10 protein-coding genes are annotated in these 13,829 nt (G+C 60.2%); 3 read left to right on the top strand and 7 right to left on the bottom strand.

All coding sequences use genetic code 11. From position 1 onward, the window contains the following. Both H7850_RS08670 and H7850_RS08665 read left to right on the top strand, forming a co-directional pair. Positions 1-477 carry a response regulator gene (locus H7850_RS08670; protein ID WP_227369120.1) on the top strand — a complete coding sequence of 159 codons (477 nt, stop codon included), beginning with the start codon at positions 1-3 and terminating at the stop codon, positions 475-477. After that, a complete protein-coding gene (locus H7850_RS08665; RefSeq protein WP_227369119.1) occupies positions 474-2,183 on the top strand; it encodes a diguanylate cyclase in 1,710 nt (569 codons plus the stop codon). Before H7850_RS08670 ends, H7850_RS08665 begins: the two co-directional genes overlap by 4 nt. A gap of 161 nt (positions 2,184-2,344) precedes the next feature. On the opposite strand, the gene H7850_RS08660 is transcribed toward H7850_RS08665, so the two are convergent. Then, positions 2,345-4,921, bottom strand: a complete 2,577-nt coding sequence (locus H7850_RS08660; RefSeq protein WP_227369118.1) for a heavy metal translocating P-type ATPase — start codon at positions 4,919-4,921, stop codon at positions 2,345-2,347. Then, entirely contained in the window at positions 4,918-5,367 is a 450-nt protein-coding gene (locus H7850_RS08655) for a MerR family transcriptional regulator (protein WP_227369117.1), read from the bottom strand. Before H7850_RS08655 ends, H7850_RS08660 begins: the two co-directional genes overlap by 4 nt. Positions 5,368-5,635: 268 nt before the next feature. Between H7850_RS08655 and H7850_RS08650 the strand changes: the two genes are divergently transcribed. Beyond that, the gene (locus tag H7850_RS08650) at positions 5,636-6,940 is read left to right on the top strand and encodes an OmpP1/FadL family transporter (protein ID WP_227369116.1); all 1,305 of its coding nucleotides are present in this window, start codon (positions 5,636-5,638) and stop codon (positions 6,938-6,940) included. 81 nt (positions 6,941-7,021) lie between these two features. Here H7850_RS08650 and H7850_RS08645 read toward each other — a convergent pair whose 3' ends face one another. The 5 genes from H7850_RS08645 to H7850_RS08625 form a co-directional block, all read right to left on the bottom strand. Continuing rightward, complete coding sequence (locus tag H7850_RS08645) at positions 7,022-8,617, bottom strand: ABC transporter ATP-binding protein (RefSeq protein ID WP_227369115.1); 1,596 nt, start codon at positions 8,615-8,617, stop codon at positions 7,022-7,024. A 55-nt stretch (positions 8,618-8,672) separates the two neighbouring features. Further along, a complete protein-coding gene (locus H7850_RS08640; protein WP_227369114.1) occupies positions 8,673-9,614 on the bottom strand; it encodes an ABC transporter permease in 942 nt (313 codons plus the stop codon). Between the two features lie 5 nt (positions 9,615-9,619). Then, the gene (oppB, locus tag H7850_RS08635) at positions 9,620-10,546 is read right to left on the bottom strand and encodes an oligopeptide ABC transporter permease OppB (RefSeq protein ID WP_227369113.1); all 927 of its coding nucleotides are present in this window, start codon (positions 10,544-10,546) and stop codon (positions 9,620-9,622) included. A gap of 69 nt (positions 10,547-10,615) precedes the next feature. After that, on the bottom strand, positions 10,616-12,205 hold the full coding sequence (locus H7850_RS08630) for a peptide ABC transporter substrate-binding protein (protein ID WP_227369112.1): 1,590 nt from the start codon (positions 12,203-12,205) through the stop codon (positions 10,616-10,618). Next, positions 12,205-13,788 carry a peptide ABC transporter substrate-binding protein gene (locus H7850_RS08625; protein WP_227369111.1) on the bottom strand — a complete coding sequence of 528 codons (1,584 nt, stop codon included), beginning with the start codon at positions 13,786-13,788 and terminating at the stop codon, positions 12,205-12,207. The genes H7850_RS08630 and H7850_RS08625 overlap by 1 nt, the downstream gene beginning before the upstream one ends. Positions 13,789-13,829 lie beyond the last annotated feature (41 nt).

The raw sequence follows: 13,829 nt of genomic DNA, 5'->3' as shown, positions 1-13,829 counted from the left end.
ATGGCAAATAATATCGAGAATACCGCTGCACCATTCGCGCAATCTCCTCCTGAGCAGGATTTGGCAGCACCCATCACAGCAACATTTCAACGGGTGCTACATGTGGAAGATGACGAGTCGATCATCGCCATTACACGAGTGGCACTTGAAACTCTAGGTGGGTTGTCGGTGCTGAGCTGCTCCTATGGTGAGCAAGCCATCGAACAGGCGCCGGCCTATGCCCCCGACCTGCTACTCCTGGACGTCATGATGCCGGACATGGACGGACCAACGACACTGATCGAGCTGTCCAAGGTGTTGGACGTCTCCAGGAGGCCGGTGGTGTTCATGACCGCCAAGACGGAAGAAGCCGATCATCAGCGCTATTTCGACCTGAATGCGAGTGCCGTCATCGTCAAGCCGTTCGATCCGGTTGGACTGGCAGCAAGGCTCGGGACGATCTGGGAAGACTTTCAGAAGCAGGAAAATAATCCATGAGGCAGAAAAGTAACCAGCGATTACTACAGCTACGCCAGGAGTATGGTGTGTGGCTGAAAGAGGAGATCGCGTCGCTGCGTGAGAGCGCCCATTGCGATAGGAGTAGTAACGCCTGGGCAGACATACGCTTGCGGCTTCATCGGCTGGCCGGGGCGGCGGGCACCTTCGGCTTCGGGGAGGTGGGCACGGCCTGTCGAACGCTCGAGCGCCAGTTGGAAGAGGCTCTGGTGTCCCGGGATGCAAGTTCCTTTGAAGCGGTCGCTACAAGTCTGCAAGCACTATCTAGCCCGGCAGGGATCGAGTTATCCCCGACCGGCGCCGAAGCCGTGCAAGGGCGCGGAATAGCGGCGGTGTCGCATCTAAAACCTCATAAGCTTGGCCATCATGTCGTCTACATACTAGAAGAAGACAAGGCGCTATCGCAGCAGTTGTGCCATGCGCTCTCGGGCCTTGACTACCGAATCCAGAAGTTTGCGGCGCAAGAATCCTTGGAGCAGGCCTGCGAACAGCAGTGTCCAGATGCCCTGGTGTTACCCCTGCATCTTGCAGGAGCAAGCACGACAGACAAGCCAGCGGATAATATGGCGGATGGCGTGGCGATCGGCGAGGCGATCCAGCAGCGCATGGGGACGTCCATCCCCCTATTCCTGACGGACGTTTCATCGGACTTCGAACTTCAGTTACGCGCCGTGCGTGCCGAGGTTGAAGGCTTCTTCACGCTACCACGAGACAAGATGAGACTCGTCGAGTCATTGGACAATCGCCTGCGTCCGGATCGGCTCGCTTCGCTGCGCATCATGATGGTGGATGATGACGAGGCCCTGCTTGATCATTATCAATCGGTACTCGAGAACGCAGGATTCTCGGTCATGACGCTTGCGCGCCCCAAAGAGGTGCTGAGCGCCATGGAGCGCTTCGTGCCGGACATTCTGGTGCTGGATGTGCGAATGCCGCAGTGCAAAGGGCCTGAGCTTGCTCAGATGGTACGCTATCATCCACGCTGGTTGCAGGTGTCGATCGTCTATCTATCCGCCGGTGGCGATGTGGATGCCCAGCTTTCGGCAATGACCAAGGCAGGAGATGATTTCCTGGTCAAGCCGATCGCCGCGAACGTCCTGGTTGCTTCGATAGCTGCTTGCGCTCGCCGAGCCAGGGCGTTGGCCGGTGCTTTGGCGCGGGATGGGCTGACAGGACTGCTCAAGCATGCGGATATCAAGGAACGACTAGCCTCTTCTCTTGCCCAGGCCAGGCGTAGGCGATTGCCACTGTGCGGGGTCATGCTGGATATCGATTTCTTCAAGCGGGTCAACGACACCCATGGCCACCTGGCCGGCGACGAGGTGATTCGGGTGCTAGCGGATCTCTTGCGCCATCGCTTGCGCGAAACGGACTTGATCGGACGCTATGGTGGTGAAGAGTTTCTAATCGTGCTGCATGATACGACCAGCGCCCAAACCGTCAAGATCATCGACGGATTACGCGAGGACTTCAGCAAACTTGGCTTTGACGCCAACGGCACATCTTTTTCCTGCACGTTCAGCGCCGGGGTGATGGAGGCGGATTCCGTTCATGATACAGATGGCCTGATCAAGGCTGCGGATCGATGCCTTTATCAGGCCAAGAATGAAGGGCGTAATCGGGTAGTTACCGATCTTGCCTGTTGGGATCAGGGGGAGACGGCAATGAACCAAAATGCTCATGCCTGAAAGCCGGCGGTCGCTGGCTTTCAGGCAGGCGATATCGATGCTGGGTGTGATTGTATAGGCCTATTTATCCATATCCTGGTTACGCAGGCCCAACTGATCTCCCCAGAACCACCAGACGATCAGCGCAATCACTGCCAAGCCACCTAGATTGACGAGCCAGCTCATGACATAACCTCCTGGTGTGTTTGCTGGGAGGGTTCTTGCACCGCTCCTTTTTCCTGGGCAGAAGTCTTGAACAGCCGCAGCCGATTGGCGTTGCTGACCACGGTCACGGAAGAGAGCGACATGGCGGCCCCGGCAATCATCGGCGAGAGCAAAGCGCCGGTGAAGGGATACAGGACGCCCGCGGCGATGGGGATGCACAGAGCGTTGTAGCCGAAGGCGCCCCAGAGGTTCTGTTTGATGTTCTTTATCGTGGCCCGACTCAATTCGATGGCATCGGCGATGCCGTGCAAGGAGCCGCGCATCAGCGTGATACCGGCGCTCTCGATGGCCACGTCTGTGCCTTGGCCAATCGCAAACCCCACGTCCGCCCGAGCCAGGGCCGGTGCGTCGTTGATGCCGTCGCCGACCATGCCAACTACTTTGCCGCTGCCTTGGAGGCGTTCGATTTCCGCGTGCTTGTCTTCCGGCATCAACTCTGCCCGGTAGTGGTCGATTCCCACTTCCCGGGCGATGGCGGCGGCGGTATGGGGGTTGTCCCCGGTGAGCATGACGATCTTGAGACCATCTTCCTGCAAGCGCTTGACCGCCGCGACGGTATCAGAACGCAGCGGGTCGCTGACGCCGAAGAGTGCAATCAGACGCTCATCCTTGGCGAGATAGATGACCGTGCGGGCTTGATCTTCAAGACGCCGTGCTACGCCATTGCCGGACTTCAGATCGATTCCCGCTTCACTCAACAGCTTGGCGTTACCCAAGCGCAGAATGTTTCCATCTTGAGTTCGTGCGGTGACGCCGCGCCCGGTGACGCTCTCGAAGGCATCGATGGAAGCGGTGGTTGCGCCTTCCGACTGTGCATGTTCCATCAGTGCGGCCGCCAGAGGATGCTCGGAGCCTTGCTCCAGTGCCGCTACCAGGCCCAGCGCGTCCAGTTTCTCGCCTTCCAGAATTTCGGCATCCGTGACCTGGGGTTTGCCTTCCGTCAGGGTGCCGGTCTTGTCCACCACCAGGGTGGTAAGTCGGCTTGCGGTCTGCAGCGCCTCGCCGCTTCTTACCAGCACGCCCATTTCTGCTGCCTTGCCCACGCCGATCATGGTGGAGATCGGAGTGGCCAAGCCCAAGGCGCAAGGGCAGGCGATGATCAGTACCGTAGTGGCGGTAACCAGCATATGGGTTAGCGCTGGCGCCGGGCCAACGTTGAACCAGATCAGCGCGGTGATCACGGCGATGATCATTACGCTGGGCACGAAGATGGCGGATACCTGATCTGCCAGCTTGCCGATGGGCGGGCGCGAGTTCTGAGCCTTCGCCACCTGTTCGGTGATGCGCCCCAGACGAGTGTCGTCGCCGACATGGGTCGCGCGATACACCAGGCCACCCCGGCCGTTGACCGTGCCGGCGCTGACCTCGCTGCCTTCCTGCTTGGAGACCGGTTCGGGTTCCCCGGTGAGCATGGATTCGTCGATATAGCTCGAGCCTTCGGTCACTTCGCCATCCACCGGTAGCCGCTCTCCAGGGCGCACGCGAAGCTGATCGCCTTGGCGCACTTCGTCAAGCGGGATCTCCTGCTCATGGCCATCGCGAATCACTCGAGCGGTCTTGCTCTGCAGATCCAGCAGGCGCTTCAGTGCATCGCTGGTGCGCCCACGGGCCTTCAGCTCCATGGCCTGACCCAGTAGGATTAAACCAATGACCATGGCCGAGGCTTCAAAGTAGACCCCCTGGGCGACCTCCGGCAGCCAGTCGGAAAACAGCACCACCACCATGGAGTAGAGCCAGGCAGTGCCGGTGCCCAGGGCAATCAAGGTATCCATGTTGGCCTGATGCTGGGTGAACGTCTTCCAGGCATTGACGAAGAAGTGCCGTCCGGGCCCCACCAGCACCCCGAGACTCAGCGCGCCGACCACCAGCCAGAACAGTTTGCCCCAGCCTTGGGGAAGAGGATGGTAGATGAACATCAGCACCATCAGCGGCACACCCAGACCAAGGGCGAGAGCACTACCACGCAGGCGTTTCTTGTACTCCCGGGCATCCTGTTCCTGCTTGGTCTGCTGAGCCTGACGCAGATCCTCGATGGCGCTGGCGCCGTAGCCGACGTCTTCCACCGCCTTGACCAACCGATCGAGAGGGGCGTCGCCACTCACCTCCGCAGTGTGGTTGCCGAAATTGACCTGGGCATGAGTGACCCCCGGTGTCGCCTTGAGCGCCTTCTGCACGGTATTGACGCAGCCCGCGCAGGTCATGCCGGAAATCGCCAGTCGCTGATCGATGCCGGTAGTCTCCGCTGCGTTAGCCGCGGGGGTGGCCTCGACGTCGGTGGAAGATACGGCCTTATCCTCTTCGCTCTCTTCTTCGACACCGGTCGTGTCGCGTTCCCGAGGCGGGTGGCCGGCTTCCTCGAGCAGCGCATCGACACGCTGCTCGTCGAGGCGGCTTGCGATCTCGACCCGCTTGTCATCCGGAAAGCCTGTGACTTCTGCAGTCTCATCCTCGGCTTGCAGGGTACGGCGAATCTTGCTCACGCAGCCCTGGCAGTTGATGCTGGGTACGTAGCGATCCAGCACAGCAGTAGTCATACACCCTCCTTGTGAGGCGCTTTAGTGGAAGCATGCGGAGAAGAGTCGGGAAAGCTTTCTATCAAGCGGCACAGGCTGTGCCCATCCGGGGTGCCATCCGGCATGTCCTGCCAGGTCGTCAGCGCCTGCTCCATACGCTCAGCCAGCGCCTGAAGCTCGATGATGCGCGCTTGAATTTCCGGTAGCCGCTGAGCCAAAAGGTCCCGTACCAGGGGGCAGGGTGAATCGCCGTGATCCGCATGATCGAGAATCTCGCCGATCTCCCGCACGCTGAACCCCAATGTGCGGGCACGCTGGATGAAACGCAGCCGGTTGAGTGAATCACTGTCGTAAAGCTGATAGCCGTTTTCCGGGTCGCGGCTCGGTTGCAACAGTCCTTCACGGGTATAGTGACGCACCGTTTCGGCGGTTACGCCTGCGTTCCTGGCCAGTTCGCTGACCTTCATGATCTATCTCCGCACCAAGCTGACATACCAACAGTGTAAAACCTGTGTGTTACCCAATGGTCAAGATACGGGAGCATGCGCGGTTGTTGAAGACAAGTCGCTGAGGCAAGAATTGAGGCACTACGACTAATTGCTAGTCTCGCAAGTGATTGAAACGTACGTTTGACCTTGACTTGTTCAAGGCGATCAGTCAAAACGCTTAAAGTATCTCGTCATTTGCCGATAATACGATAAGAACCTACGCTTTCATGGGAACAGGACGCGCGCAATGCATAACAAGATCAACAAGCTCACTCTCGCTATCGCGACAGCTGCCACAGCATTTTCATCGCACCTCATGGCCGGGGGCTTCCAGCTCAACGAACAAAGCGTCAGCGGCCAGGGGTATGGCCACGCGGGGCGTAGCTCAAACGTTCAGGATGCCACTATCGTCTTCGGCAACCCGGCGGGCATGTCGTTTCTCGATCGGGCTCAGATAAGTGCTGGTGGCACTTTCCTGGATGTCAGTTCGGATATCGACAATGCGCAGGCCACCCAAACGAGTCCCGCCTTTGGGGGGGCGACATTGCCGGTTCAAGGCACCAACGATGGCGATATGGTGCCGAGCAAATTCATTCCCTATGCCTTCTATGCCCAGCCGATCGATGAGCGGCTGGCCTTCGGTTTCGGTGTTTACGCGCCTTTCGGTTCCAACACGGATTACGAGGACTCCTTTCAAGGACGCAACCAGGGCAACTATACGGAAGTAAGAGTCGTCAGCGCTCAGCCGACGCTCTCCTATCGTTTCAACGATCAGTGGTCCGTCGGTGCTGGTGTCACTTACAACCGGGTCGATGGCGAGCTGCAGCGTCAAGTGCCGCTGGTTACCCCACTGGGCCGAACCGAAGCGGATTCCCGGGTAGAGGGTGACGACGAGGCCTGGGGCTACAATCTCGGTGTTATCTATCGCCCGGTGCCGGAAACCACGCTGGGACTGACCTATCGCTCCAAGGTGGATTACACCCTCGAGGGTGATTTCAAGGCGGACGTAAAAGGGCTGCCGATCAGTGTCAGAGACGACGCGGAACTTGATCTGACCACGCCGGAGACGGTCAATTTCTCCATTACCCAGCAGATGAGCGATAACTTCAAGCTGATGCTGGGCGCATCCTGGTCGCGCTGGAGCCGTTTCGAGCGCATCCTGGTGACCGGCGAAGCGCGTGGAGAAGTGACCAATGAAGAGCAGAGCTATTCGAATGCCTGGGCCTACGCCGTGGGCGGTGAGTATCAGCTCAACCCGGCGTGGGTGCTGCGTGCCGGTCTGAGTATCGACCAGACACCGACCCAGGACGACACCCGCAGCGTACGTATTCCCTCGGATGATCGGCGCATCTTCTCATTGGGAGCCGGCTGGACACCCATTGCCGACCTGACCTTCGATGTTGCCTACTCCTACTTGACCGAGCGGGGCACTTTGATCGAACAGACCAAGACCGACAGCTTCGGCGGCTCGCCTGCGGTTACGTCCAACTACCGCGCGGATTACAAGAACGAAGCCCACGGCTTTGGCGCCCAGGCGACCTATCGCTTCTAACCAGTCGCGGGAACTCACCAATACCCAAACCCGGCCTCAGCCGGGTTTGGCTTGCTTGCCTATCCTATCCTTTAGGCTGTTTCAAGCCGCATCGTTCATGAAGGCCGCTCGCATCAGTTCCCGGGTATAGGGCTCTTGGGGATTGTCGAACAGCGCCTCGGTCGTGCCCTGCTCGACGACCCTCCCTTCCTTCATTACCAGCACGCTGTCCGCCAGGGCGCGCACCACCGCCAGATCGTGACTGATGAATAGGTAGGTCAGGTCGTGCCTGCGCTGCAGTTCGCGCAGCAGTTCGATTACCGTGGCCTGCACCGAGCGATCCAGGGCCGAGGTGGGCTCGTCGAGCAGCAAGAACTCCGGCTTCAATACCAGCGCCCGGGCGATGGCGATGCGCTGGCGCTGACCGCCGGAAAACTCATGCGGGTAGCGCTTGCGCATGGCCGGGTCCAAGGCCACTTCCTTGAGCGCCTCCTGTACGCGCTGATCTCGCTCGGCGCGCTTGAGTTCGGGGTGATGCACCCGCAGGCCTTCGCCAATGATCTCGCCTACGGTCAGCCGCGGTGACAATGAACCGAAGGGGTCCTGGAACACCACCTGCATGCGCTTGCGCAAAGGGCGCATGGCCGCGGGCTCCAAGTGGGCAATGTCACTGTCGTCAAAACGAATCTCGCCGCGGCTCTTGAGCAGGCGCAGAAGCGCTCGGCCCAAGGTCGACTTGCCGGAGCCGGATTCGCCAACGATGCCCAGGGTCTGTCCGCGCTTCAAGGTAATGTCGATGCCACGCACCGCTTCGAAATAGTCGTTGTGCCCGAACCAGCGGCGCTTGGTGGTGAAGCGTACCTGGACATGACTGGCCTCGAGCAGCACGGGGCTATCTTCAGGCACCGGTGCCTTGCTGCCACTGGGCTCCGCGTCGATCAAGGCGCGGGTGTAGGCATGTTTTGGATTGGCGAAAACCTCTTTTGTGGTGCCTTGTTCGAGCAGTTCGCCTTGGCGCATCACGCAGACCCGGTCGGCGAAGTGGCGCACGATGCCCAGATCATGGGTGATGAACAGGATCGCCATGCCATAGCGCTGCTGCAACTCCTTGAGCAGGCTGAGAATCTGCGCCTGCACGGTGACGTCCAGGGCGGTGGTGGGCTCATCCGCGATCAGCAGTTCCGGCTCGCAGGCCAGCGCCATGGCGATCATCACCCGCTGGCGCTGGCCCCCGGAAAGCTCATAAGGATAGCTCTTCACCCGCCGGGCGGGCTCCGGTATGCCCACCTGTTCGAGCAGTTCGACTACCCGCGTTTGCACGCGCTTACCGCGCAGACCCCGGTGCAGGCGCAGCACCTCCGCGATCTGATCGCCGATACGATGCAGCGGATTGAGCGACGTCATGGGCTCCTGGAAGATCGTGGCAATACGGTCACCTCTGAGCGCACGCATGCGCTGGTTGGAGGCCTCGAGCAGGTTCTCGCCGTGAAAGCGGATCGCGCCGCGAATGCCGGCAAGCTCCGGCAGCAAGCGTAGTATGGCGGTGTTGGTCACGGACTTGCCGGAACCGGATTCGCCGACCAGCGCCAGGGTCTCGCCCTCCTTGATGCTCAGGCTGACATTCTTGACCGCTGCCACATCGCCATCCGGCAGATGAAAGTCAACGCACAGATCGTCAATTTCGAGTAGTGATGTCATAACAGAGTCCTAGAGGCGATCGAAAAACCGACGAACGCAGGCATTTTCCGTTTCTTTAACGAGTTTTAGGATCGAGGGCATCACGCAAGCCGTCGCCCAGGAAGTTCAGGCAGAACAGCGTCAGCGCCAGGAATACCGCCGGGACCAGCAACATCCAGGGCGCACTTTGCATCATGTCCGTGCCTTCGCTGATCAGCACACCCCAGCTGGTCAGAGGTTCCTGCACGCCGAGACCAAGAAATGAGAGAAAACTCTCCAGCAGTATCACCTTGGGCACGGTAAGGGTGACGTAGATGATCACAGGTCCAATGGCATTGGGAATCATGTGCCGGGTGATGATGGCGCGGTTGCTGACCCCGAGTGCGTGGGCGGCTTCGACGAACTCCCGACGTTTGAGCCCCAAGGTCTGACCGCGCACGATGCGCGCCATATCGAGCCACTCCACCGCGCCGATGGCGGCGTAGATCAGGAAGATATTGCGCCCGAACACCACCATCAGCAGGATCACCAGGAACATGAAGGGCAGGGAATACATGATGTCGACAAAGCGCATCATCAGGTTATCGGTGCGCCCACCTGTGTAGCCGGCGATGGCGCCGTAAAGCACGCCGATCACTAGGCTGACCAGGGTGGCGACCAGGGCTACCGAAAGCGACACCCGGCCGCCGTAGAGAGTGCGAGCCAGCAGATCCCGGCCGTTGGCATCGGTGCCGAGAAAATGACTGCCTTCCAGAGTGGGCGCTACGTTGAAGGCGTTCCAGTCCACTTCCGCCAGGCCCCAGGGCAGCAGATAGGGGCCGATGAGGCAGGCAAGGGCAATGGCGATCAGAAGCCACAGGCTGGCCATGGCCGCCTTGTTCTGCTTGAGTCGCCGCCAGGCCTCCCGACCCAGGCTCTGGCCTTTTTCACCCCCCGTGCTTGGGTCGGGTTGGCTGGGCGGATTGGGACTGCCCGCGGGTAGATTCTCGCCGCTGTAGGGGGTGGTGTCAGTGGTCATGGGCATCAGTCGTCATAGCGGATTTGCGGATCGAGCACCGAGTAGAGCAGGTCCACGATCAGATTGAGCAGCACGATCAGGGCGCCGTAGAACACCACCGTACCCATTACCAGGGTGTAGTCGCGATTGAGCGCTGCCTGGACGAAATAGCGCCCGATGCCGGGGATGCCGAAGATCTGCTCGATGACCACGGAACCGGTGATGATGCCGGCAATGGCAGGCCCCAGATAGGAAAGCACCGGCAGAAGCGCCGGTTGCAGCGCATGGCGCAGGATCACCTTGGATTCGGAGAGCCCCTTGGCCCGGGCGGTACGAATGAAGTGGCTGCCTAGCACCTCGATCATGGAAGCGCGCATCATGCGCGCAATATAGGCGATCTGCTGAATCGACAGGGCGATCACCGGCAGCACCATGTTCTGCCAGGCGCCCCCGTTCCAGCCTCCTACCGGCAGCCAGGCGAGGGTGACGCCGAAGACCAGCGCAAGGAGTGGGGCGATGACGAAGTTAGGTACGGCGATACCCGCCAAGGCCGTGCCCATTACCGCATAGTCCACGGCGGTATTGCGCTTCAGAGCAGCGATCACTCCGAGAGGTAAACCAATCATCAGGGCCAGCAGGATCGCCCAGAAGCCAAGCTCCAGGCTGACCGGGAACCCCTGAGCGATCAGATCGGTGACGGAGAAATCCTTGTACTTGAAGGAGGGCCCGAAGTCTCCCTGCAAAAGGTTGCCCATGTAGCGCAGGTACTGCATGGGCAGCGGTTCGTCGAGATGATAGGCGGCCATCAGGTTGGCCTCGATCTCCGGTGGCAGCTGGCGCTCACCATCGAAAGGGCCGCCCGGTGCGATACGCATCAAGAAAAACGAGATAGTGATGACGATCAGCAGGGTCGGAATCGCCATCAGCAGGCGCTTGAGAATATAGCTCAACATAAGGCGAGCTCTTGCACTGCCGAGCAGTGCCGGCAGCATTCATGACAGCGGTAACAATGGGTCAAGGGGCTACTCCTCGATAGTGATATAGCGAAGCGGATGCACGTCCATGGGGGTTGTCTGCCAGCCGCCGATGCGCGGCGACACCAGATGAACGCTGACGTAGTCGTACAGGGGCAGCAGCGCATAGTCATCGAGCAGATGCTGCTGCGCTTGGGTCATCAGGTCGGCGCGCTTGTCTTCATCGAGCTCTTTTGTGCTCTGTTCCACCAGGGCGTCGTAGCGATCGTTCTGATAGCCGCTGCTCTTGCGCGCTGAGCCCCCGGCGGCATAGGCATTGAGAAAATCATAAGGGTCGTTGACCGTTGCCATCATGCCGTAGCGGGCCACCTGGAACTGGCCCTGATTAATGCTCGAGTAGTGCACCGCGGCCTCTGAATTGATCAGCTCCACGTTGACGCCCAGCTCTCGCCACATGGCTGCCACCGCCACGGCGATCTTCTTGTGATCCTCCAGGGTGTTGTAGCGCAGCGTCAGCTCGAGCGGTCGCTCCGGGCCGTATCCCGCCTCTTTCATCAACTGTTTGGCTCGGACCAGGCGCTTGTCCATCGGCCAGTCGGCGAAGACCATCGCACCGCGAGTGCCACCGGCGGTGGTGCGGGGCACGTACCAGTAGGATGAGTTCTGGCCCATGCCCAGAATCTGCTGGGAGATCACGTCCCGGCGCACCACCAGGTTGAGCGCCTCGCGAATGCGTTTGGCGGCGAGTGGCTGGCCCTCGCGCACATTGAACATGTAGAAGTACTGGGCCACCAAGGGGCCGACTTGCAGGGCATCGCCGAGGTTGTCCTCTGCCCAGGAAAAGCGCGACGAAGGAACGCTGGAATAGGCAATGTCCAGCGCGTCGGTGCGAAAGCGATTCAGCGCCGAACCGGCGTCCTCGATGGGGTAAAACACCGCGTCGTCCAGGGCCACGTCTTTGGCGGCGTAGAAGCGAGGGTTCTTGGCGACGCGAATGCGCTCCTGGGGGAGCCACTCTTCGAGGATGAAGGCGCCGCTCGAGAGCATGCGCCCGGGTTCGGTCCAGTCGTCGCCCTGGGTTTTGAGGGCGTGCTGCGGCAGGGGCGCGGCTTCACTCATCGCCAATGCCTGCAGAAAATAGGCGGTGGGTTCGCTTAGATGAATGACCAGGGTGCGATCGTCAATGGCTTCCACCCCGAGAGTAGACGGATCGGCCTGGCCGGTGTTGACCTTGCGGGCATTGCGAATCGCGTAATAGAGCGTGGCGTTGTGATTGGCGGTAGTCGGCGTCAGCAGCCGGCGAAGGGCAAAAACCGCGTCACCAGCGGTAATCGGCTCACCGTCGGACCATTTGGCGACGCGCAGCTTGAAGGTGTAGGTTCTGCCGTCGTCGCTGATCTGCCAGGACTTGGCCAAGCCCGGCACCAGGCTGCCGTCCGCGGCGTAGTCGATCAGACGATCGAACAGCGCCCGGGTGATGCGAGTCTCCCAATTGCCGTTGACCTTCTGCGGGTCCAGGGTGCCGGGCTCCGCGCCGTTGCCGATCTCAAGCGTCGCGCCTTGGGCAGCGCTTGAGATCGCAAGGACCAACACGGCCGGCGATAACAATAGCCGGCGTGCTTGTCGGTAGAGAGCCATCACTCCTCGATGCTAATCCAGCGAGAGGGATGGTCGTCGGAGACGTTGTCCTCCCAGCCAGTCATCTCAGGGTTAACCAGGTTACGCGAGACGTAGTAGAGCAGGGGCACCAGAGCGTAATCGTCTAGGGCGAGCTGCTCTGCTTGCTCCAAGATCTTTTTGCGCTCATCTGCGCCCAGAGTGGTGGAAGCCTTTTCCAGCAGAGCATCAAACTCCGGATTGGAATAGGCGCCGTAGTTGTTGCCGACGCCGCTTTTGAGCAGCGTCAGGAAGTTTTCCGCATCGTTGTAGTCGGCGATCCAGCCGGCTCGCGCCACGTCGAAGTCGCCTTGGGCAATGGTCTGGTAGTGCACCGTGGCTTCCGAGTTGACCATCTCGACGTTGATCCCGAGTGGGCGCCACATGGCGGCCATGGCTACGGCGATCTTCTTGTGCTCATCCGAGGTGTTGTAACGCAGGCGCAGATTGAGAGGATTGCTCGGCCCGTAGCCCGCCTCTTCGAGCAGCTGCTTGGCTTTTGCCATGCGCGCGTCCTTGTCCTCGCCCAGCGCCATGCTCTGCACATCGTAGTTGTCCGTGCCCTTGGGCACGAAGGACTGCGACGGCAGAAAGGTACTGGCCATGATCTGCTTGGAGATCACGTTGCGCCGCGCTGCCAGATTCAGCGCCTCGCGCACCCGCTTGTCCGCGGTAGGGCGGCCTTCGCGGTGATTGAGCACGTAGTAGTAGGAGCCCAGATAGGGCGCCATGCGAGTGGCGTCCGGAAGATTGTCCTTCAGCCACTGATAGCGGCTCGACGGGTAGTCGCGCAGAATATCGAATTCCCCGGCGCGAAAGCGCGAGATGCCGGCGTTGCGATCTTCCGTGGTGTGATAGTTGACCTGCTCGAGAGTTACCTCATCCGCGTCGTAGTACTGCGGGTTCTTGACTGCGGTGATACGCGACTGGGACACCCATGCGGTGGGTTTGAAGGCGCCGTTGGTAGCGATGTTGTCGAGTTTTACCCACTGCTTGCCATACTTCTCGGCGGTGTGCTTCGGCGCTGGATAGGCAGTGTAGTGGGTCAAGAGCTGAATGAAGTAGGGCGTCGGCGAATTGAGGGTGACTTCAAATGTCCTGCCATCATTGAGGGATTTCACACCCAAGGTATCGAGAGGTTCGTCACCGACGTTGACCGCTTTCGCATTGACGACCGGGTAGAGCATGTAGGCGTACTTGGAGGCGTTTTCCGGGTCGAGCATGTTGCGCCAGCCGAATACGAAGTCCTCGGCGGTGACCGGCTCGCCGTCGGACCATTTGGCGCCGTCGCGCATCTGGAAGGTATAGGTCTTGCCGTCATCGGAGACTTTCCAGTCCGTTGCCATGCCCGGCAGGATTTCGCCGTCCGGCGCTTTCTTGACCAGGCCTTCGTAAACGTCCATCAGTACCTGGGACTCCCACACCCCGCCGGAAACCTGGGAAGCATCGAAGGAGGCAAGCTCGCCCATGACGCCAATATCCAGGGTCTGGGCCTGCAGCGTGGTGGCAAGCAGGCTGGTTGAGAGTGTTAGAACGCTCAATAGGGAACGGCGGAAATTCGGCATCGTGTCATCCTTGTGCAGGTCGGCCAAAAAGCGGTCGGCGT

This window comes from Halomonas sp. M20, assembly GCF_020622265.1.
GTDB lineage: Bacteria > Pseudomonadota > Gammaproteobacteria > Pseudomonadales > Halomonadaceae > Modicisalibacter.
The sequence above is the reverse complement of the archived record's forward strand: the minus strand, read 5'-3'. Positions and strand labels throughout refer to the sequence as shown.